The organism is Mesorhizobium liriopis (assembly GCF_024053505.1).
In the GTDB taxonomy this organism is placed as follows: domain Bacteria; phylum Pseudomonadota; class Alphaproteobacteria; order Rhizobiales; family Rhizobiaceae; genus Mesorhizobium_B; species Mesorhizobium_B liriopis.
On sequence record NZ_JAMXQS010000010.1, the window covers coordinates 40530 to 60495 of the forward strand.

At 61.9% G+C, this 19966-nt stretch carries 19 protein-coding genes and 2 tRNA genes; 12 read left to right on the forward strand and 9 right to left on the reverse strand.

Annotated elements, in window-relative coordinates:
• Positions 1-70: 70 nt before the first annotated feature.
• The 3 genes from folE to NGM99_RS19635 all read left to right on the forward strand — a co-directional run bounded on the left by folE (position 71) and on the right by NGM99_RS19635 (position 2214).
• Complete coding sequence (gene folE / locus NGM99_RS19625; RefSeq protein ID WP_252822122.1) at positions 71-709, forward strand: GTP cyclohydrolase I FolE; 639 nt, start codon at positions 71-73, stop codon at positions 707-709.
• Positions 706-1122 carry a phosphoribosyl-AMP cyclohydrolase gene (gene hisI, locus NGM99_RS19630; protein ID WP_252822124.1) on the forward strand — a complete coding sequence of 139 codons (417 nt, stop codon included), beginning with the start codon at positions 706-708 and terminating at the stop codon, positions 1120-1122. The genes folE and hisI overlap by 4 nt, the downstream gene beginning before the upstream one ends.
• Positions 1123-1275: 153 nt before the next feature.
• Positions 1276-2214: a patatin family protein gene (locus NGM99_RS19635; protein ID WP_252822126.1), complete on the forward strand. Its 939-nt coding sequence runs from the start codon at positions 1276-1278 to the stop codon at positions 2212-2214.
• On the opposite strand, the gene recJ is transcribed toward NGM99_RS19635, so the two are convergent.
• From recJ to NGM99_RS19655, 4 genes are all read right to left on the reverse strand, one after another.
• Positions 2206-3987, reverse strand: a complete 1782-nt coding sequence (gene recJ / locus NGM99_RS19640; protein WP_252822128.1) for a single-stranded-DNA-specific exonuclease RecJ — start codon at positions 3985-3987, stop codon at positions 2206-2208. The genes NGM99_RS19635 and recJ overlap by 9 nt on opposite strands.
• 16 nt (positions 3988-4003) lie before the next feature.
• Positions 4004-5317 carry a homoserine dehydrogenase gene (locus NGM99_RS19645; RefSeq protein ID WP_252822130.1) on the reverse strand — a complete coding sequence of 438 codons (1314 nt, stop codon included), beginning with the start codon at positions 5315-5317 and terminating at the stop codon, positions 4004-4006.
• 30 nt (positions 5318-5347) lie between these two features.
• Positions 5348-6568 carry an LL-diaminopimelate aminotransferase gene (locus NGM99_RS19650; protein WP_252822132.1) on the reverse strand — a complete coding sequence of 407 codons (1221 nt, stop codon included), beginning with the start codon at positions 6566-6568 and terminating at the stop codon, positions 5348-5350.
• Positions 6569-6657: 89 nt separating this feature from the next.
• Positions 6658-7002 (reverse strand): hypothetical protein, encoded by a 345-nt coding sequence (locus tag NGM99_RS19655; RefSeq protein WP_252822134.1) that lies wholly within the window; start codon positions 7000-7002, stop codon positions 6658-6660.
• Positions 7003-7090: 88 nt separating this feature from the next.
• Here NGM99_RS19655 and NGM99_RS19660 point away from each other — a divergent pair, with 88 nt between their 5' ends.
• The 3 genes from NGM99_RS19660 (at position 7091) to NGM99_RS19670 (ending at position 10526) form a co-directional block, all read left to right on the forward strand.
• A complete protein-coding gene (locus tag NGM99_RS19660; protein WP_252822136.1) occupies positions 7091-8917 on the forward strand; it encodes a PHA/PHB synthase family protein in 1827 nt (608 codons plus the stop codon).
• A 203-nt stretch (positions 8918-9120) separates the two neighbouring features.
• Positions 9121-10305, forward strand: coding sequence for a D-Ala-D-Ala carboxypeptidase family metallohydrolase (locus tag NGM99_RS19665; RefSeq protein ID WP_252822138.1), 1185 nt, complete (start codon positions 9121-9123; stop codon positions 10303-10305).
• 145 nt (positions 10306-10450) lie between these two features.
• Positions 10451-10526, forward strand: a tRNA-Glu gene (locus NGM99_RS19670).
• 93 nt (positions 10527-10619) lie between these two features.
• Here NGM99_RS19670 and NGM99_RS19675 read toward each other — a convergent pair.
• Complete coding sequence (locus tag NGM99_RS19675; RefSeq protein ID WP_252822140.1) at positions 10620-11204, reverse strand: GNAT family N-acetyltransferase; 585 nt, start codon at positions 11202-11204, stop codon at positions 10620-10622.
• A 140-nt stretch (positions 11205-11344) separates the two neighbouring features.
• Between NGM99_RS19675 and NGM99_RS19680 the strand changes: the two genes are divergently transcribed.
• The 4 genes from NGM99_RS19680 (at position 11345) to radC (ending at position 14743) form a co-directional block, all read left to right on the forward strand.
• Positions 11345-12400 (forward strand): alpha/beta hydrolase, encoded by a 1056-nt coding sequence (locus tag NGM99_RS19680; protein ID WP_252822142.1) that lies wholly within the window; start codon positions 11345-11347, stop codon positions 12398-12400.
• Positions 12401-12423: 23 nt separating this feature from the next.
• Positions 12424-12957 (forward strand): DUF4142 domain-containing protein, encoded by a 534-nt coding sequence (locus tag NGM99_RS19685; RefSeq protein ID WP_252822144.1) that lies wholly within the window; start codon positions 12424-12426, stop codon positions 12955-12957.
• A gap of 158 nt (positions 12958-13115) precedes the next feature.
• Positions 13116-13943 carry a type I methionyl aminopeptidase gene (gene map, locus NGM99_RS19690; RefSeq protein WP_252822146.1) on the forward strand — a complete coding sequence of 276 codons (828 nt, stop codon included), beginning with the start codon at positions 13116-13118 and terminating at the stop codon, positions 13941-13943.
• Positions 13940-14743, forward strand: a complete 804-nt coding sequence (gene radC, locus NGM99_RS19695) for a RadC family protein (RefSeq protein ID WP_252822147.1) — start codon at positions 13940-13942, stop codon at positions 14741-14743. Before map ends, radC begins: the two co-directional genes overlap by 4 nt.
• Before the next feature lie 105 nt (positions 14744-14848).
• Here radC and tig read toward each other — a convergent pair whose 3' ends face one another.
• The gene (gene tig / locus NGM99_RS19700) at positions 14849-16321 is read right to left on the reverse strand and encodes a trigger factor (RefSeq protein ID WP_252822149.1); all 1473 of its coding nucleotides are present in this window, start codon (positions 16319-16321) and stop codon (positions 14849-14851) included.
• Positions 16322-16408: 87 nt separating this feature from the next.
• Positions 16409-16493, reverse strand: a tRNA-Leu gene (locus NGM99_RS19705).
• A 456-nt stretch (positions 16494-16949) separates the two neighbouring features.
• Between NGM99_RS19705 and NGM99_RS19710 the strand changes: the two genes are divergently transcribed.
• Both NGM99_RS19710 and trmFO read left to right on the forward strand, forming a co-directional pair.
• On the forward strand, positions 16950-17090 hold the full coding sequence (locus NGM99_RS19710) for a DUF1127 domain-containing protein (protein ID WP_252822151.1): 141 nt from the start codon (positions 16950-16952) through the stop codon (positions 17088-17090).
• Positions 17091-17301: 211 nt separating this feature from the next.
• Positions 17302-18714, forward strand: coding sequence for a methylenetetrahydrofolate--tRNA-(uracil(54)-C(5))-methyltransferase (FADH(2)-oxidizing) TrmFO (trmFO, locus tag NGM99_RS19715; protein WP_252822152.1), 1413 nt, complete (start codon positions 17302-17304; stop codon positions 18712-18714).
• A gap of 39 nt (positions 18715-18753) precedes the next feature.
• Here the strand turns inward: trmFO and NGM99_RS19720 are convergent, their stop codons facing one another.
• On the reverse strand, positions 18754-19575 hold the full coding sequence (locus NGM99_RS19720) for a squalene/phytoene synthase family protein (protein ID WP_252822154.1): 822 nt from the start codon (positions 19573-19575) through the stop codon (positions 18754-18756).
• A 1-nt stretch (position 19576) separates the two neighbouring features.
• Positions 19577-19966: an Mth938-like domain-containing protein gene (locus NGM99_RS19725; RefSeq protein WP_252822156.1), complete on the reverse strand. Its 390-nt coding sequence runs from the start codon at positions 19964-19966 to the stop codon at positions 19577-19579.

Sequence of the window (19966 nt, forward strand, 5' to 3'; positions counted from 1 at the left end):
ATATAGAGACCGTGCGTCACGCGCGGCAAGGTTCGCGCTTTTCAGAAAACGGGCGCAGCGGGAAATGTCGATGGACGCCGTGATCAAGACCATCCAGCCGAAAGCTCTCAACGATGACCGTCCGGCCGTGAAGCAGCCGACGCAGGCGGAAGTGGAGGCGGCGGTGCGCACGCTCATCCAGTGGGCGGGTGACGATCCATCGCGCGAAGGGCTGCTCGATACGCCGGCACGGGTGGCGCGCGCCTATCGCGAAATGTTCAACGGCTATGTGCAGGACCCGGTGGCCGAACTCGGCCGCACTTTCGAGGAAGTGTCGGGCTTCGACGACATGGTGCTGATGAAGGACATCGCCTTCCACTCGCACTGCGAGCACCACATGGTGCCGATCGTCGGACGCGCGCATGTCGCGTATCTTCCGGCAGGCCGCGTGGTGGGATTATCGAAGATCGCACGCGTCGTGGACATTTTCGCACATCGTTTGCAGACGCAGGAATCGATCACCGCGCAGATCGCCGAGACGATCCAGGATGTGCTGGCTCCCCGCGGCGTCGCCGTGATGATCGAGGCTGAGCACATGTGCATGGCGATGCGTGGCATCCGCAAGACCGGCTCGACCACGTTGACCTCGACCTTCACCGGCGAATTCAAGGACCGGCCCGAGGAGCAGATCCGCTTCATGACCATGCTGCGCGGAGTGAACGCGAAGTGACGCTGCGGTTTGCGGCGCCACGTTCGGACAAACACGCGAACGAAGAAGGCCTCGAGTTCGCGCCGCGCTTTGGGACGGATGGGCTGCTGACGGCCGTTGTCACGGATGCGCAGTCCGGTGAACTTCTGATGGTCGCGCATATGAACGAGGAAGCGCTGCGGCTGACACTTGAAACCGGAATCGCGCATTACTGGTCGCGGTCAAGAAGTGAACTCTGGAAGAAGGGTGAGACTTCGGGAAATTTCCAGAAGGTCAAAGAGCTTCGGACGGATTGCGATCAGGATGCGGTCTGGCTGAAGGTGGATGTGCAGGGGGATGGCGCGACATGCCATACGGGACGGCGGTCGTGTTTTTATCGGCGAATTGATGTTGAGGGGGATGATGTAAAGCTGGTGAGGGACGCGTCACAGTGAGTGGTCCGGGGTGGCGGTGACGCCGCTACATTCTCAACATCCGCAGTCAGTCCTCCAAACCAGATCCCTGATCCCCCCTTCGTCCAACTTCCGCCTATTCACCAATCTATATTGTCTGCCTGTGTAGCGTGGCGTTGAGTCGTGGAGGCGTCGATGCTCGATTGGGCGGGCTTGAGGGGACGAGGTGAGGTAAAGGCGGCGGAAGGCGCGCCTTCTGCGCCGGCGGTCATCAAACCCAAAGCCAGACGCGGCATCGCTTTGGCGCTCGGTGGTGGTGCGGCGCGAGGCTGGGCGCATATCGGCGTGCTGCGAGCGCTGGATGAGGCGGGCATTCGCGTCGATATGATCGCGGGTACCTCCATCGGCGCACTGGTGGGCGGCTGCTATCTCGCAGGCAAGCTCGATGCGCTGGAAGAGTTCGCACGCAACCTCACGCGACGGCGGATGCTCAATTTCATGGATTTCACGCTGCGCGGCTCCGGCCTGCTCGGCGGCATGCGCCTCAATGCGCGCATGGAAGACCATATGAAAGGGCTACGCTTCGAAGACCTGCCGAAGCCGTTGGTCTGTGTCGCAGCTGAGATCCGCACCGGGCATGAGGTCTGGCTGTCGTCGGGTTCGCTGATCACGGCGATGCGGGCATCATACGCGCTGCCAGGCGTGTTCGAGCCGGTGATGTGCAACAACCGGATGCTGGTCGATGGCGCACTGGTCAACCCGGTGCCGGTATCGGTTTGCCGCGCCTATGAGCAGCCGGTCGTGGTCGCGGTGAACCTGCATTACGACCTGTTCAGCCGCGCGGCGATCATCCGGCATTCATCGGCGGAAGCCGAGACGCAACTGCCGGCGGAGATGCGCTTACGCGAATCGAAACTCGGCGTGCTGACGGTGATGGTGGAGGCCTTCAACATCATCCAGGACCGCATCACGCGGGCGCGGCTGGCGGGCGACCCGCCGGATATCTCGCTGCAGCCGAAGCTCGGGCATATCGGCTTGTCGGAATTTCACCGTGCGGATGAGCTGATCCGCATCGGATATGAGACGGCGAAAGCGCAAGTCGCGGACCTGGCGAAGCTTCAGGAATTACTCTGACAACGCCGCGTCGCTGACGCGGAATTCGGCACGCCGCGCACCGTTCCAATAGTTCGCTGAGAGCGAGCCTGCGAAATGCAGCGGGCGGCCCATGTGGGTGCGGAAGAATTGGCCAAGCTCGGAATCGGCCGCGCGGAATGCCATCGCCTTGATGCGGCCGCCACCCTGCGAGGAAAGCTGAAGCTGGACGTGATTGGCGCCGACCACGCGCATGTCGGCGATGCGGTGTCGGGGCAGTGCGAAGGTCGGCGATGGATGACCCGAGCCGTAAGGGCCAGCCTGCTCGATCTCGTCGAGAAGCGCGAGATTGGCGCCTTCGGCTGAGACTGCGGCATCAATCAGCAGTGCTTCCTCGGCGCGGATCTTCTTGACGGCTGCAGCGGCTTCCGCTTCGAAGAAGGCGCGAAGATCGCCAAGCTTCTCGCGACGAACGGTGATACCGGCAGCCATGGCGTGGCCGCCACCCTTTTCGAGCAGGCCGGTTTCAACCGCGCGACGGACAAGGCCGCCGAGATCGATGCCGGAAATCGAGCGGCCGGAACCGGTGCCGATGCCTTGCGGGTTGAAGGCAATGGCGAAGGCGGGGCGGCGGGCGTGGTCTTTGAGGCGCGAGGCGAGGAGGCCCACGACACCGGGATGCCAGCGCTCGCTGCCCGTGACAAGCACGCCGGGTCCCTCGCCCATCAATTCGGCGTCGGCTTCGGCCCGGGCTTCTGCAAGCATTACAGCTTCAAGCTCCTGCCGCTCCTTGTTGAGGCCTTCGAGCGTGAAAGCGATACGGTCGGCCTCGCCGGCGTCTTCCGTGGCAAGCAACCGGCTGCCGAGGGCCGCATCGCCGATGCGTCCGCCGGCATTGATACGGGGCCCAAGGAGGAAGCCAAGATGATAGGCGTTCACGCGTTCGGACAGACGGCTGACGCGGCCGAGCGCGGCAAGGCCGAGATTGGCGCCGCCTGCAATCACGTCGAGCCCGCGCCGGACGAAGGCGCGGTTGACGCCGAGCAGCGGAACCACATCGCAGACGGTGGCGAGCGCGACGAGATCGAGCATCTGCATGAGATTGACGGGCTCGACGTACGGCAGGCGCTCGGCCAACACGCGGCGGGTGCGGACGAGCGTGAGGAAGACGACCCCGGCAGCGCAGAGATGGCCCTGCCCCGACAGGTCGTCGTGTCGGTTGGGATTCACGACCGCGACCGCGGCGGGCAGCGCGCCGCTGACCTGATGATGATCGAGCACCACCACATCGACGCCCAATTCGTTGGCGGCAGCAATCGACTCCTGGCTGTTGGTGCCGCAATCGACCGTGACGATGAGCTTCGCGCCGCGCTCGACCAGCGCACGCATGGCAGCGGGGTTCGGGCCGTAGCCTTCGAAGACACGGTCGGGAATGTAGATTTCGCTCGAAACGCCATAATGGCGAAGGAAGCGGTGCATGAGCGCGGAAGAGGATGCGCCGTCAACGTCGTAGTCGCCGAAGATGGCGACGGGTTCCTTACGGAGGACGGCGTCAGCTAGGCGATCGGCAGCCTTGTCCATATCCGTCAGCGAGGACGGATCGGGAAGGAGGTCGCGCAAGGTGGGGTGGAGGAAACTTTCGGCCTTCTCAGACGGAACACTTCGCCCGATCAGAACGCGCGCGATGGTTTCCGAAATGGCAGTGGTTTGTGCCAAGGCCAGCGCCTGACGCTCGCCGCGTTCATCCAGCCTCGGGCGCCAGGCAATGCCGTTGGCGGATTGCCGGACGCCGAGAAAATTGCGTTTTTCTGCCATTTCGGGCGGCGTGCCGTCAGGCGGCGCGCTCGATGCGGATGACCTGCGGCTTGGCCGTGAGGTGACCATCGGCGGTCACACCGTCCACTGCCTTACGCACGGCAAACTCGGTGGTTTCATGAGTGACGAGGATGATGGTCTTTTCGTCGGTTCCGTTGCCATCGACTGCGCGCTGCACGATCGATTCGAGCGAGATGTCGTTCTCCGCCATGCGCTTGGCGACGGCTGCGAAGACGCCGATGCGGTCGTGCACGGTAAGGCGGATGAAGTAGCCGCCCGCATGGGACTGGATTTCCGCTTGCTGATAGGGCGTCAACTCGTTGACCGGACGACCGAAGACGGGACCATGCTGGAAGCCGGGACGGCTCTTCGCGATATCGGCGATGTCGCCGATCACCGCCGAGGCAGTGGCATTGCCGCCGGCACCAGGCCCTGACAGAAGCAGTTCGCCAAGGATGTCGGTTTCGACCGAAACGGCATTGGTGACGCCATGGACCTGCGCGATCACGGATGCAGTCGGCACCATGGTCGGGTGCACACGCTGCTCGATGCCGGTCGTGGTGCGCTGGGCGACGCCGAGAAGCTTGATGCGGTAGCCGAGATCGGCGGCGGCGCGGATATCGGCCTGCGTGATGTTCGAGATGCCTTCGAGATAGATGTCTTCGGCCGAAATGCGCGTGCCGAAGGCAAGGCTCGTCAAAATCGCCAGCTTGTGCGCGGTATCGTTGCCTTCGATGTCAAAGGTCGGATCGGCTTCGGCGAAACCGAGACGCTGTGCGTCGGCAAGGCACTCGTCAAAGCTGAGACCCTCGGCTTCCATGCGCGTCAGGATGTAGTTGCAGGTGCCGTTAAGGATGCCGAAGACGCGGGTCGGCGCATTGCCTGCGAGCGACTCACGCAAGGTCTTGATGACAGGAATGCCGCCCGCGACCGCCGCCTCATAGTTGAGGAGTACGCCTTGCCGTTCGGCGATCTCAGCGAGTTCCAAGCCGTGCGCGGCGAGCAGCGCCTTGTTGGCGGTGACCACGTGGCTGCCCGCACTGAGCGCGGAGATAACGGCTTCGCGTGCAGCCCCTTCCGCGCCGCCGATCAGTTCCACGAACACGTCGATCTCGGCCTCCCGGGCGAGTGCGACGGGGTTGTCGAACCACTGGACGGCGGAAAGGTCGAGCCCCCGATCCCGCGCGCGATCACGTGCGGAAACGGCGGTGATCTCGATCGGACGGCCGCATTGCCGGGTGAGTTCGGCTGCCTTGGTGGTCAGCACCTTGACGACGGCCGCACCGACCGTGCCGAGACCTGCGATGCCGATACGCAACGGGTCAGCCATGAACTATATCCTGAATATTGGTACTGAAACTCAGCGCCGCGCTTTGAGCGGCACCACATTATCGGCCTGTTCGCCGCCTTGCGACGACAGGAAGCGCTTGATGGACCGCGCCGCCTGACGCAGGCGATGCTCATTCTCGACGAGCGCAATGCGCACATGGTCGTCACCGTGCTCGCCGAAGCCGACGCCGGGTGCGACCGCGACCTCGGCTTTCTCGATCAAAAGCTTCGAGAATTCGAGCGAGCCGAGCGAACGGAACGGCTCGGGGATCGGCGCCCAGGCGAACATGGTGGCTCTGGGTGCGGGCACGTTCCAGCCGGCGCGCGCGAAGGCGTCCACCATCACGTCGCGGCGCTTGTGATAGATATTGCGCACCTCGGCGATGTCCTCGCCATCACCGTTGAGCGCAGCCGTCGCCGCAACCTGGATGGGCGTGAATGCCCCATAGTCGAGATAGGATTTCACGCGCGTGAGAGCTGCGATGAGGCGCTCATTGCCGACCGCGAAACCCATGCGCCAACCGGGCATGGAGAAGGTCTTGGACATCGAGGTGAATTCGACGGCCACGTCGATGGCGCCGGGCACCTGAAGGATCGAGGGCGGCGGGGCGGTGTCGAAATAGATTTCGGCATAGGCCAAGTCGGACAAGACGATGATGTCGTGCTTCTTCGCGAAGGCCACGACGTCTCTGTAGAAGTCGAGATCTGCAACGAACGCCGTGGGGTTCGACGGGTAGTTGAGGATGACCGCCAAGGGCTTGGGGATCGAATGCTTCACGGCGCGCTCGAGCGCTGGCAGAAGCTCCGAGTCGGGAGCGGCTGGGATCGAGCGGATCACGCCTCCCGACATGATGAAGCCGAAGGCGTGAATCGGATAGGTCGGGTTCGGGCAAAGGATCACGTCGCCGGGCGCGGTGATGGCCTGCGCCATGTTGGCAAAGCCTTCCTTTGAACCGAGCGTGGCGACGATCTGCCGATCAGGGTCGAGCTTCACACCGAAGCGGCGCGCATAATAGTTTGCTTGCGCGCGGCGCAGGCCCGGAATGCCGCGCGACGAGGAATAGCGGTGGGTGCGCGGGTCGCGCACGGTTTCCACCAGCTTGTCCACGATGCCCTTGGGCGTGGGAAGATCCGGGTTGCCCATGCCCAGGTCGATGATGTCCGCGCCACGGGCTCGCGCGGCGGCCTTGAGCCGGTTAACCTGCTCGAACACGTAAGGCGGAAGCCGCCGGACCTTGTGGAACTCTTCCATGGGGCGCTCCTAGCGCGCGTGGTGGTGAAAACAGCTGAAAGCCTTCGGCGCTCTACACTGATTTGCCGAAGGGGTCGAGAAAGTGGATGTTACTCGGCTTCGATGGCGTCGAGCGTCGCCTGACCGTGGGTCGCGGCAAGCCGGCGAAGCTCTGCGGGCGAGCGCGTCTGGCCGCCGGTGGCAGGTGCACCCTGCCTGCCCTTGGCTGAAGCAAGCTTGGCCTGCTGGGCTGCCTTTTCCTCATTGTTGAACTGCGGCGCGGCCTTCTGCGGGGGCACGTTCAGATTCGGAAACGTGCCGGTGTCGGTGGCGCCCGGAAAATTGGCCGCGTCCGTCGAGCCCTCAGGGATGTTGGCGCAGGCCGAAGCCAAAGATGCGGCCGTCAGTGCGGCTGCCACAGAAAAGGCACGACGAGGCTTTTTGAGAATGCTCATTCTGGACACCATTTCGGGAACCGGAATTGGACCCTATCCGATTAAGCATGATAGCGTGTCAACCGGAGGATCGGGAGGAAATCTGACCATGGCCGACGCGCCACGGACCGAGGCCACGCAAGAAGAGGCTCAAGCGGAGCCGGGCCCCTATGCGATCAAGGATTTCGATGCCTTTGCGCTGAACATGGCGCGTGCGCTCGAGCAACTCGGCAAGGCGGCGGGGAACTGGGCCGAGCCTCGCAGCAAGGGCGAAGCGGCGGGCGGCATAGAGCCGGCTACCGACATGGTGAAGACGCTCTCCAAACTCGCCGAATACTGGCTGGGGGATCCCTCGCGTGCCTTCGCCGCTCAGAGCAAGCTGATGGGCGGGATGATGTCGCTTTGGATGAACGCGGCGCAGCGCATGGCGGGCGAGAAGGTTGCGCCCATCGCGGAGCCCGATAAGGGCGACAAGCGCTTTCAGGACAAGGACTGGCAGGAACAGGCGCTGTTCGATTTCCTGAAGCAGGCCTATCTCGTGGTGTCGCGCTGGGGGTCGGAGCTGATCACGGACGCTGAGGGGCTGGACGAAAGGACACGGCACAAGGCCGAGTTCTATATGCGCCAAGTCTCGAACGCGCTGTCGCCTTCCAACTTCGTCCTGACCAATCCGGAACTATGGCGCGAAACCGTGGAAAGCGGCGGCGAGAACCTCGTGCGCGGCATGACCATGCTGGCGGAAGATATCGCGCTCGGCAAAGGCGATCTGCGGCTACGGCAAGCGGATCGCTCGAGTTTCGAACTCGGGCGCGACATGGCTTTAACGCCGGGCAAGGTGATCGCGCGCTCGGAACTGGCCGAGATCATCCAATATGAGCCGGCGACGGACACCGTGCTGAAACGCCCTCTGCTGATCTGCCCGCCTTGGATCAACAAGTTCTACATCCTCGACCTGAACCCGAAGAAGTCTTTCATCCGCTGGGCGGTGGAACAGGGCCACACGGTATTCGTCATCTCGTGGGTGAACCCCGACGAGCGGCATGGAACGATGGCGTGGGAGGCTTACATCGAGCACGGCTTGCGCTTCGCGCTCGACACTGTCGAACAGGCAACGGGCGAGAAGAAGGTGAACGCAGTCGGCTACTGCGTCGGCGGGACGCTGCTGGCCGCCGCTCTCGCGCTGATGGCCAAGGACAAAGACCGCCGGATCAAGACCGCGACTTTCCTGACTACGCAGGTCGATTTCACCCATGCCGGCGATCTCAAGGTGTTCGCGGACGAGGAGCAGATCGAGGCGCTCGAAAAGGCAATGGGCGTAAAAGGGTATCTCGACGGCAACCGCATGGCGACGGCGTTCAACATGCTCCGTCCGGGCGATCTGATCTGGCCCTACATGGTCAACAACTATCTGCGCGGGAAAGAGCCGGCGGCCTTCGACCTGTTGTTCTGGAATGCCGATGCCACGCGAATGGCGGCCGCCAATCACTCTTTTTACCTGCGCAACTGCTATCTCGATAATCGCCTATCCAAGGGCGAGATGAAGCTGGCGGGGCGGAAGATTTCACTGAAGGACGTGAGAATCCCCATCTTCAATCTCGCCACGCGCGAAGACCATATCGCTCCGGCACGCTCGGTCTTTGTTGGTTCATCGCTGTTCGGCGGCGAGGTGCATTATGTGCTGAGCGGGTCGGGGCACATCGCTGGTGTGGTCAATCCCCCCTCCTCCGGCAAATATCAATACTGGACGGGCGACGCCCCCGACGGGGATTTCAATCACTGGCTTGAAAACGCGACCGAACATTCGGGATCATGGTGGCCGCATTGGCAGAGCTGGATCGAAAGCCAGCATGCCAAGCGCGTGGCCGCACGCAAGCCCGGCGCAAGCACGCCTATTCTAGGTGAAGCCCCGGGCGAATATGTGCGCGTCAAAGCCTGACGGCCATCGCCTCGATCTGTGGAAAAGTGGCGTCACTGTGGCGCCCAAGACACGAAGCCGCCTTATTTGAAGCTTAGGTGGCACCACCCCGGGGGATTGCGGGGATCCGGCAGGTGTCGCGTCATGCAGACGTGACCCGTCGCTTCATGGGCCTTGCCGCAACTGCTTTCAGCGTGCGGCTTGGGAACACAGAGGGGACAGGCTTGAAGCCAGATCGAAAGCCCGCCGCGGCGGCACTCTCGCGGACTGCTCTCGCGCCGCTGCTTGCAATACTCCTTGCCTCTTGCACCTCTGCAAGCGGGCCGCAGCTTCAAACGGCGGGCGTTTCTCACTCCGGCGCGGCAGCGCTGAGTTCGGTCGAAACGAAAGCGGACGCGAAGCCAACGGTTACGGCCGAAGGCGATGCTGTACCGGCTGCCCAGGCCTTTGCCGAGGCTGCCGACAAGCCTCTCCCCGAGAAGGTCTCTTCAGCACCCGGCGCACGACCCGAGACAGCCGCCGAGGCGGCGAAACAGGAAAACTCTCAGACGCAGGTCGCGTCCGCCGAAGAGCCGGCCAAGCCGCAAGCCGTAGCCAGTGAATCGCGCCTGCCCACGGCACCTGCCGGCGCACCACCTCTGGTAGACAAGAACAAGGAAAGCTTCCTGTCCGCCTTTTTTGGTAATGGGGCGAACGGCAGCAAATCCGACACGACCACCAAGCCGCTGCTTGCCAGCGAGCGAGAGGCAACACCAGAGGCCATCCCGGCAGTCGCGGTGAAGCAGGACCGGATGCGTCCTCCGGGCTCCGGCTCTGTCGGTGAGAACGACGCGCCGAAGCCGATCATCCGGTTGGCTTCGGTTGAGAAGCCGATCTCGGCTTCCGCGACTAATCTGCAATATGACAAGGACAACCCTCTGCCCGGCGTCCGGCAGTCCTCGCTCTTTGAGATCAAGCGCAAGAGTGGGCTCAACGACGACAGCGATGTGGATGTGAACGAGGACACGGTCGAGGGCGGGTATCAGGTCGCGTCGGCTTCAGGGCTTGCGCGCCTCGCACCGAACGGGCTTTTGAAACAGCGTGAATCGGTCGACACGGCCTGTCTGAAGCCCGGCCTTGTCCGCTCTTTGAAGCAGGCTGAGGCGCATTTCGGGAAGAAGCTGGTGATCACGTCAGGCTATCGCAGCCCGTCCTACAACCGCAAGGTCAACGGTGCGCGCAAGTCGATGCATATGCAGTGCGCGGCGGCCGATATCCAAATGGCCGGCGTCAGCAAGTGGGAGCTGGCGAACTACTTCCGTGCACAGCCCGATCGGGGCGGCGTGGGCACCTACTGCAACACACAGTCGATCCACGTCGATGTCGGACCGGAGCGCGACTGGAATTGGCGCTGCAGCCGCAAAGGCTGAAATTCGCTCTTCGCGTCGGATGCGGCCAAGCCGGTGACACGAATTCCGGTCACGTCGGAAGCCTTCGGAAAAAGTTTTCCAAAGCGACCGAATGCCTGTTGTGGTCGGCAAAATGTCTGCGTATAAGCCCGCCCACAAGACCTGCGCGCCCATCGTCTAGCGGTCTAGGACGCCGCCCTTTCACGGCGGAAACACGGGTTCGATTCCCGTTGGGCGTGCCAGTCTTGTGTTTCCACAAGTCGCTTTGAATGCGCTGGGTCGGAGCTCCGCCTCCCCTCACCAATTTTATTGCACTCATCGATATGGCGCTTCGTTCAATCGACTTCGCTGCCGTCGAGAGACAAGCGCATTTCCTTCACGTGCTGAAAGCCGAGGCCGAGATAAAGGCTCTCGCCTGCATCCGATGAGTTAAGCACCGCCGTCGTACAACCGATAGCGCGGAGATAGTCCATTGCGCGCTGCATGAGTGCTTTGGCGATGCCTTTGCCACGATGGGCATCATCCACGAATACGCTCCAGACATATCCGTTTGTGCGAGTCTCGGGCTTGAGGAGGTTTGGATAGTTTGCAGTTTGGAGTTGGCACGCGACAGAACCGACAGGTTCGCCTTCTATGAACGCGACAAACACTCCGAGCTTCTGACTCAAGCGGCCTTCGGCAATGAAGGCGCGGACCATGTCCTCGGCATCGGCGCGGTAGCGTTCGTGCGGAATTGCATAGCTTGCCCAAACGGCGAGGTAGTGAGACACGAGAATCGGGTCCTCGACGGCTTCGATCTGCCTAATTTCCATGCGCGCTCCCGCAAAACACTCAATCGACATAAGCGAGCAGATTTGGTCAAGGCGCAGGCGCGTGTCAGGCGAGAGATCGGAACGTGTCGCTTCGGAGGTAGCAGTCACTCAGCCCCCTGCAAGGACCATCCTATGTTAAAGATCACCCCTAATTGACCGGTTTCACCTGCTGATGTGGCGCAGGCCAGCCGCAGCGCGGAACCATCTTTCCTGACCACGGTTCGCCGAGGCCTCACGGAGAGAATATAATGACGAGACTTTTAAAACAGAGCTGCTTCGCGCTCGCGATAGCGCTGCCGGCTTTTACCTTTACAACGATCCCCTCTTTTGCCGAGCCTCCCAAGGCCGCACCTGAAATGCAGGCTGTGGTCGACAAGCTGAAGTCGCTCGAAGCCAAGCCCGTCTCGCAGTTGTCGGTGCCCGAGGCCCGGTTGCAGGCGAGCCCTGCCGATGCCGCCAAAGCCGTTCAACGCGACAAGAAGATCCCTTCCAAACCGGAAGCCGAGGTCGTCACCAAGGATATCGCGATTCCCACCGCGAACGGCGCTCTCCCGGCGCGCATCTACACGCCGAAAGGCGACGGCCCGTTCCCGGTTATCGTCTATTATCACGGTGGCGGCTGGGTGATCGCCGACCTTAACGTCTACGATGCAACACCGCGCGGCCTCGCGCTGAACACCGGCGCGGTCGTGGTTTCGGTCGATTATCGCCACGCCCCTGAAAGCAAGTTTCCGGCGCAGCATGAGGATGCCTGGAACGCTTACAAGTGGGTGGTCGAGAACGCCGGTTCTTTCAACGGCAACTCGGACAAGATTGCCGTGGCCGGTGAGAGCGCGGGTGGCAACCTCGCGGCGAACGTCGCGCTTGCGGCCAAGGAAAACAAGACGGTCATGCCGGTGCATCAGTTGATCGTCTATCCGATTGCATCCAACGATCCAAACACGCCGTCCAAGAACGAGAACAAGGAAACCATCCCGCTTTCCACGCCGGATCTCGACTGGTTCATCGGCAATGTCTTCGCCTCAAAGGGTGAGACTGCCGACAAGCGGATCAACTTGGTCAGTCGCGACGACCTCGCCGGCCTGCCGCCTGCAACGGTGATCGCTGCCGAGCTCGATCCGCTGCGTTCCGAAACCGAGATGTTCGCCGATAAGCTCAAGGAAGCCGGCGTTCAGGTGAACGAGAAGACCTTCCCCGGCGCCACGCACGAGTTCTTCGGTATGGCCAAGGTCGTGCCGCAGGCAAAGGAAGCGATGGATCTCGCTGTCACCGATCTCAAGGCGGCCTTCGCCAAAGCCAAGTGAACAGAGTTTCGAGGAGAATCCCGATGAGAAAGATGATCGTCCCCGCCCTCGCCGCTCTGATGCTGGCATCGGGCGCTGCCGTGGCGCAGAAGGCTGAGAACCCGGATAAGGCCGAAGCTGTCTACAAGGTCGCCACGCCTGACTTCGCCAAAACCGTTATGAGCTCGAACGAGTTCGAAATCCAGTCGAGCAAACTGGCGGAGGAAAAAGCGGCGGCGACGGATGTGAAGGAATTCGCTAAGCAGATGATCGCCGACCATACCAAGGCCGGCGAAGGCCTGAAGGCCGCACTCGAAAAGAGCAACATGACGCCCGAAGCGCCCAAGCTGTCGCCCAAGCACGCCGCAATGGTCGAGCAGTTGAAGGCGGCAAGCGGCGAAGACTTCCAGATGCTTTACATCGACATGCAGACGCAAGCGCATATGGAAGCAGTCACGCTGTTCCGAACCTATTCAGGTTCAGGCGACGACCAGAACGTGGTGGCCTTCGCCAAAAAAACGCTGCCGACGCTCGAAATGCACCTGATGCACGTCAAGGAACTGGTCGCGGCACACTGAGCGCCTCGGCAGATCGATTCGAGGGCCCCCGCGAGGGGCCCTTGTCTTTTGTGGGCCGACTCCACCACATGTGAGCCGCTGGCGGCTTGAAGCCGCGCTCTCGCAATGTCAAAACCAGCATAAATCAGGAAGCGGCGGTCCCGCTCACTCGGGTTGATATGGTCAATTACATCGACGCGGCCGTCATGCCGCCCAAAAATACCGGTCAAATCAGACTTTATGGCCCAGAAGCCTTCGAGGGCATGCGTAAGGCTTGCCAGCTAACGGCGCGCTGCCTGGACGAATTGGCATCCATCGTGAAGCCGGGCGTGACGACGAACGCTCTCGACCGCTTCATCTTCGAGTTCGGCGTGGACAACGGCGCCCTGCCCGCGACGCTGAACTATCGCGGCTACACGAAGTCTTCGTGTATCTCGATCAACCATGTGGTGTGCCATGGCATTCCGGATGACAAGCCACTCAAGGAAGGCGACATCGCCAATATCGACGTGACCTTCATCGTCGATGGCTGGCATGGCGACGCGAGCCGCATGTATCCGGTCGGCACGATCAAGCGTGCGGCCGAGCGGTTGTGCGAGGTGACCTACGAGTGCTTGCTGCGCGGCATAGCGGCAGTTAAGCCGGGCCTGCGCACGGGCGTCATCGGCGCTGCGATCCAATCTTATGCCGAAGGCGAGCGCTGTTCGGTAGTCCGCGACTTCTGCGGCCATGGCGTGGGCGCGATCTTTCACGACGCACCGAACATTTTGCACTACGGCAGCGCCCATGAGGGCATAGAGATGAAGCCGGGCATGATCTTCACGATCGAGCCGATGATCAATCTCGGCCGCCCGCATGTGAAGGTGCTGGGAGACGGATGGACTGCCGTCACTCGCGACCGTTCGCTCTCTGCTCAATACGAGCATACGGTAGGCGTGACCGACACTGGCTGCGAGGTCTTCACCCTTTCGCTCGGCAATCTCGACAGGCCCGGCCTGCCGCAATGAGCGATGGCGGAGACCGTGAGCAGGGTTTGAGCGAGGCGCCTTTTGCCATTCCTGCCGATTCTCCGCCGATCGAGATCGTGGTCCCGAAGGCCAAAGTCTCGAAGCGACCTAAGAAACAGACCGTAGAGAAGCCGCATTTCTATGGCCATCGTGATCGCCTGCGAGAACGCTTTCGCGAGGCAGGGCCTAATGCGCTCGCCGACTATGAGCTTCTGGAACTGATGCTGTTCCGCTCGATTCCACGCGCCGACACCAAGCCGTTAGCGAAAGCGTTGATCACACGCTTCGGCTCGCTGCCGGAAGTGCTGGCCGCACCCGAGGCACGGCTGCGCGAGGTGCAAGGCATCGGCGAGGCAACAGCGCACGATATTACCGTGGCAGCAGCGGTAGCCCAGCGGATGGCGCGGGGCCTCGTCATGAAGCGCGAGGTATTATCGAGTTGGAACGCCGTGCTCGAATATTGCCGCGCGGCCATGGCCTTCGAGGCCAAGGAGCATTTCCGTATCTTGTTTCTCGACAAGAAGAACGCGCTGGTCGCTGATGAAGTGCGGCAGTGGGGCACGGTCGATCATGCGCCGGTCTATCCCCGTGAGGTGGCCGAGCGCGCGCTGCAACTTGCGGCGTCCGCGATCATCCTCGTGCATAACCATCCGTCGGGCGATCCGACGCCGTCAAAGGCGGATATCGAGATGACCAAGCTGATCGTAGCCGCAACCAAACCCCTCGGCATCGTGGTGCATGATCATCTGGTGATCGGCAAGAACGGCCATGCGAGCTTCAAAGGGCTGATGTTGCTTTAGGGACCGCTGCCCCGAACCGGGCAGTCCGACTGCGCTAGCAGGTTCACGCACCTGGAAATGAAAAGGCCGCCCGGAGGCGGCCTTTTTTGCATCTCGAGCGAACGCTTACTGAGCGCCTTCGTCCGTAGCGGTTTCTTCCTCTTCGGCTGCGGCCTTCTTCTTTTTCGGCGCAGCCTTCTTCTTCGGCTTCTCCGCGGAAGCTTCTGCCGCGTTCTCTTCGCCGCTGTCCGAGGTTTCCGCCTCGTCGTCTGCCATCAGCTCTTCCTTGGAGACCTTCTTGTCGGTCACGTCGATCTGGCCAAGCAGATGATCGATCACTTTCTCCTCGAAGAGCGGGGCACGGATGGAGGTCAGCGCGTTCGGATTGTTGCGGTAGAACTCGAAGACCTGCTGCTGCTGATCGCCGGGGAAGCGGCGGACGGTCTCGAAGAGCGCGCGCTGCATTTCCTCGTCCGACACCTGCACGCCAGCGGCTTCACCGATTTCAGCAAGCACGAGGCCCAAACGAACGCGGCGCTCGGCGAGCTTCTGGTAATCCTCTCGCGCCTTTTCTTCCGTGGTGTCCTCGTCTTCGAAGGAGCGGCCGGCCTGCTGGAGGTCGTTGGTGACCTGGTTCCAGATGTTGCCGAACTCGGCTTCGACGAGCTTGGAGGGCGCCTCGAACTTGTATTCGGCGTCGAGCTGGTCGAGCAGCTGGCGCTTGACCTTCTGACGCGTCATGCCGCCGAAATTGCTTTCGATCTGGCCGCGCACGATCTCGCGCAGACGGTCGAGCGACTCGATGCCGAGCTTCTTAGCGGCTTCGTCGTCGAGGGTGAACTCGCCGGGACCCGCGACTTCCTTGACGGTCACCTCGAACTCGGCGTCCTTGCCGGCAAGGTTGGCCGCGCCGTAGTCCTCGGGGAAGGTCACCTTTACGGTGCGCGCGTCGCCAGCCTTGGCGCCGATCAGCTGATCTTCGAAGCCGGGGATGAATTCCTTGGAGCCGAGCACCAGCGGCTGGTCGCTGCCCTGCCCACCCGAGAAGGCCTCGCCATCGATCCGGCCGAGATAATCGATGGTGACGCGATCGCCCTCGGCGGCGCCGCTTTCCTTGGGCTCGAAGCTCTGCGCCGACTTCGCCACGCGCTCGACCTGCTCGTCGATCTCGCTTTCCGGCACGTCATAAACAGGACGCGTGACCTTAATGTTCGAGAAGTCCTTGACCTCGATGGGCGGGAGCACTTCGTAAGCGAGATCGAACTCGAAATCGGCATTGCCGGCGAGTACCTTCTCGGCTTCATTCTCGTCCTCGGTCATCTTGATCTCAGGCTGCATCGCAGCCTTTTCGCCGCGGTCGGCGATGATCGAGCGGGGCGAGTCGTTCAGGATCTCGTTCACGACCTCGGCCATGAAGGATTTGCCATAAACTTTGCGCAGGTGCGACATCGGCACCTTGCCGGGGCGGAAGCCGTTGATGCGAACCTTGCCCTTAACGTCATCGAGGCGCTTGGCGAGGCGATCCTGCAGGTCGGTGGCGGGCACCGTGACCTTGATCTCTCGCTTCAAGCCTGAATTCAGCGTTTCGGTGACCTGCATCGTGTTACCTTTTCTTCCATTGCATCGGGCGAGTGGCTTTTGCCTGCTCTGCCCGAGAAAATTCGTGAGTGCCGGGAATGTTTGCCTTGGTGCGGGTGGAGGGACTTGAACCCCCACGGCTTGCGCCACAGGAACCTAAATCCTGCGTGTCTACCAGTTCCACCACACCCGCCCAGGGCCATGCCGACTTGGCTTCCGAGCCGGCGGCTTCGGACGAGCCCGCCCTGAAAGCGCGGGGTTCTATATCATCGACGGATTCCGGCGCAAAGGAAATTTGCCGGTTTCAAGAGGTCCGTACATCAGGAGGCGAGATACACCACCGTTCATTATATATGGTCGGACCGGCGGACTCTCGCGACAAACCATGGTGCCGAGGCAAACGCTGCGGACGATGGAAACAGAATTGTGTGAGCGACAAAGCGAGGCGCCACGTAAGCGCGATTCTCGATCCCCTTACCGAGGATTGTGGCGCGATGGTTACAATCGATTAATGTTGCATTGCACAAACGCAACGCTGCCATGCAACATCCGCGCTTCAAACGCGGGGCTCGCAGTCGTATCTACTGATCATCGGCGAACGGGAAAGACCAATAACAAGTCGCCGATAGCTAGATAGGAAACGACGACGATGAACCTGATCCGCAACTACCGTAACTGGCGCCGCTACCGTGATACTGTCACCGAGCTGAGCCGCCTTTCGAACCGTGAACTGACCGACCTGGGCATTGCCCGTGGTGACATCCGCTCGGTGGCCCGCAAGGCCATCTGAGGCACACGACGAGATTTCGGCAGAACCACTCCTCCTCCCAGGTTCTGTCGAATAGGCCAGCGCTCCTCCTCCTCCTCCCGATCGCTGGCCAATCATAGCGACACCCGCCGGACCTCCTCCCCCGGCGGGTGTTGTCTTTTGTGGGACTGCTTGAGCCTTTCGCTCGCTCCCGTGATTTGATTTTCCTCCGATCCCGATTTAGACGCCGGCCATGACGATGCGCCCTATCCATGTCGTCGGCGGTGGTCTCGCCGGCTCCGAAGCTGCGTGGCAGATCGCCCAGAGCGGCGTGCCCGTGATTTTGCACGAGATGCGGCCCACGCGCGGCACCGACGCGCATAAGGGCGAAGGACTGGCAGAACTGGTCTGCTCCAATTCTTTCCGCTCGGACGATTCCGAGACCAACGCGGTAGGGCTACTTCATGCCGAAATGCGGCTGGCCGGCTCGCTGATCATGGCAGCGGGCGACAAGCATCAGCTGCCGGCGGGTTCGGCACTGGCTGTGGACCGTGACGGGTTCTCCGACGAAGTCACGGCACGGCTCGAAGCGCATCCGCTGGTGACGATCGAGCGGGAAGAAGTTTCCGGCTTACCACCTGAGGAATGGGGCAGCACCATCATTGCGACCGGGCCTCTGACAGCACCTGATCTGGCACACGCGATCCAGGCCGAAACCGGCGCAGATTCTCTCGCTTTCTTCGATGCTATCGCACCGATCGTTCATTTCGATTCGATCGATATGAACATCTGCTGGTTCCAGTCGCGCTACGACAAAGTTGGTCCGGGCGGCACGGGCAAGGACTACATTAATTGCCCGCTCGACAAGCAACAGTACGAGGCTTTCGTTTCCGCCCTGATCGAGGGCGAGAAGACAGGCTTCAAGAAATGGGAAGGAACACCCTACTTCGACGGTTGTTTGCCGATCGAAGTGATGGCCGAGCGCGGCGTCGAAACCCTGCGCCATGGACCGATGAAGCCGATGGGCCTGACCAACGCGCACAACCCGACAGTGAAGGCCTATGCGGTGGTTCAGCTGCGTCAGGACAATGCGCTGGGCTCGCTCTTCAATATGGTGGGATTCCAGACCAAGCTGAAGCATGGCGAGCAGGTGCGCATCTTCCGCATGATACCGGGACTGGAGAATGCCGAGTTCGCACGGCTGGGCGGCTTGCACCGCAACACCTATCTGAATTCGCCTGAATTATTGGACGGAACGCTGCGGCTGAAGAGCCGACCAGACCTGCGCTTCGCAGGGCAGATCACCGGCTGCGAGGGTTATGTGGAATCGGCCTCGATCGGCCTGCTTGCCGGGCGCTTCGCAGCGGCAGAGGCCAAGGGCGAGATGTTGCCGCTTCCACCGATCACGACCGCCTTCGGCGCGCTACTCGGTCATATTACTGGTGGGCACATCGTTTCCGATGACGAGCCGGGCAAGCGGTCTTTTCAGCCGATGAACGTCAATTTCGGTCTGTTTCCAACGGTCGAGGTGCCGCGTGCCGAAGGCAAGCGGTTGCGAGGCAAGGAGAAGACCATCGCCAAGAAGCGTGCGCTGACGGCGCGGGCATTGGTGGATTGCCGGAAATGGTTGGGGCACGCGGAAGCGCTGGCTGTAGCCGCAGAGTAGCGGGCCAAACATCGCCCGCTGGCGCGGTGATTTCAGCTCCTACCAACCGCGAATGGCACGTCTCAAGATCTCGAATTGGCGGCGCCATGCGGGCGCATCGGAGGGCTGCCTCTCAAAGGCGCTCGGCTCGATACGCTTGAGGCGCGCGGACGCGGGGGCGAGAAGCAGGAACGCAGGCCCGACAGAGGCCGGCATGGCACGCGCTTCCTGTGTGAACTTTGCCAGATGATCCCGCGCCAGCGCCGTCATCGCTGCGACAGAAGCACAGAGCTGCTTGGGCTCGGCACCCTCCACGAACATTTCCGGCGTCGTGCCGACCGCTGCAAGAATGTCGCGCGGGATGGCACACTGGCCTCGGGCGCGAGCAACGGCAAGATTATTCAGGATGCGCAAAACTCCAAGCGCGCAGCCGCCGTGGCCGGCAAGTGAGCCGGTCTCTCGTGCGGCCGCCGGGTCGAGCACCACCGCTGCCAGTTGCAGCATCGCGCCTTCTGTCTCGCCGCAATAACCTTCGAGTTCATTTCGGTCTTCGAACGGGTCTGCGTAGAGGTCGAAGATGCGCGCTTCGAGGTGGTTGTCGAAGGCGGATTTCGGAAGATCGTGCGCATGAATGGTTTCGAGGAGCACTTCAGCAATTGGGTGGCCGCCTGGCTCATCCTTCGCGATGGTATCGCGCCACCATTGCAGGCGAATCTCGCCGGGCAATGGCTCGCGAACGCGGGAACGGATAGCTGCCACGTCGAGATAGAAGGCGTGGAGTGCTAGCAGCGCCCTGCGCTTGGGTTCAGGCGCGTATAGCGTGACAAGGTGCCTATCGGGGTCCTGCCTGCGCACCAAGTCGCTGAGTTCAGCGGTGTCCACTTCAGTCGACGGCGATAAGAGCTGCGGCGACAGCGCGGTCTTCGGCGAGAAGCACATTGAAGGTGCGGACGGCGGCACCAGTCGACATCGGGTCGGACGCGATGCCGGCGGCTTTCAGAGCCTCCTTCAATTCCGGCGGAAGACGACGCAGGTCACGTCCCATGCCGACGAGCAGCACCTCGATCTGAAGCGATTCTCCAAGCACCTGCGCGAAGTCGGACGTTGTCAGCGCGTTCTGGTCGGCCGGGTTCCAACCGTGCACGCCGGATGGCAGGCAGAGGATGGAGCCCTTGTGCGACATGTCGGCAAACCGGAAGCCACCATTGCCGTAGGCATCGATGGGCGCACGGCCGGGGTAATGGGCCGCGCGAAACTCGATTCCCTTCGCCAC

Bases quoted from the DNA above. Each gene is read 5' to 3' on its own strand.
- map (WP_252822146.1), top strand. From the start codon at position 13,116: ATGGTCAATTACATCGACGCGGCCGTCATGCCGCCCAAAAATACCGGT.
- radC (WP_252822147.1), top strand. From the start codon at position 13,940: ATGAGCGATGGCGGAGACCGTGAGCAGGGTTTGAGCGAGGCGCCTTTT.
- NGM99_RS19710 (WP_252822151.1), top strand. From the start codon at position 16,950: ATGAACCTGATCCGCAACTACCGTAACTGGCGCCGCTACCGTGATACT.
- NGM99_RS19655 (WP_252822134.1), bottom strand. From the start codon at position 7,002: ATGAGCATTCTCAAAAAGCCTCGTCGTGCCTTTTCTGTGGCAGCCGCA.
- NGM99_RS19680 (WP_252822142.1), top strand. From the start codon at position 11,345: ATGACGAGACTTTTAAAACAGAGCTGCTTCGCGCTCGCGATAGCGCTG.
- trmFO (WP_252822152.1), top strand. From the start codon at position 17,302: ATGACGATGCGCCCTATCCATGTCGTCGGCGGTGGTCTCGCCGGCTCC.
- recJ (WP_252822128.1), bottom strand. From the start codon at position 3,987: ATGGCAGAAAAACGCAATTTTCTCGGCGTCCGGCAATCCGCCAACGGC.
- NGM99_RS19635 (WP_252822126.1), top strand. From the start codon at position 1,276: ATGCTCGATTGGGCGGGCTTGAGGGGACGAGGTGAGGTAAAGGCGGCG.
- tig (WP_252822149.1), bottom strand. From the start codon at position 16,321: ATGCAGGTCACCGAAACGCTGAATTCAGGCTTGAAGCGAGAGATCAAG.
- NGM99_RS19645 (WP_252822130.1), bottom strand. From the start codon at position 5,317: ATGGCTGACCCGTTGCGTATCGGCATCGCAGGTCTCGGCACGGTCGGT.
- NGM99_RS19660 (WP_252822136.1), top strand. From the start codon at position 7,091: ATGGCCGACGCGCCACGGACCGAGGCCACGCAAGAAGAGGCTCAAGCG.
- NGM99_RS19650 (WP_252822132.1), bottom strand. From the start codon at position 6,568: ATGGAAGAGTTCCACAAGGTCCGGCGGCTTCCGCCTTACGTGTTCGAG.
- folE (WP_252822122.1), top strand. From the start codon at position 71: ATGGACGCCGTGATCAAGACCATCCAGCCGAAAGCTCTCAACGATGAC.
- NGM99_RS19685 (WP_252822144.1), top strand. From the start codon at position 12,424: ATGAGAAAGATGATCGTCCCCGCCCTCGCCGCTCTGATGCTGGCATCG.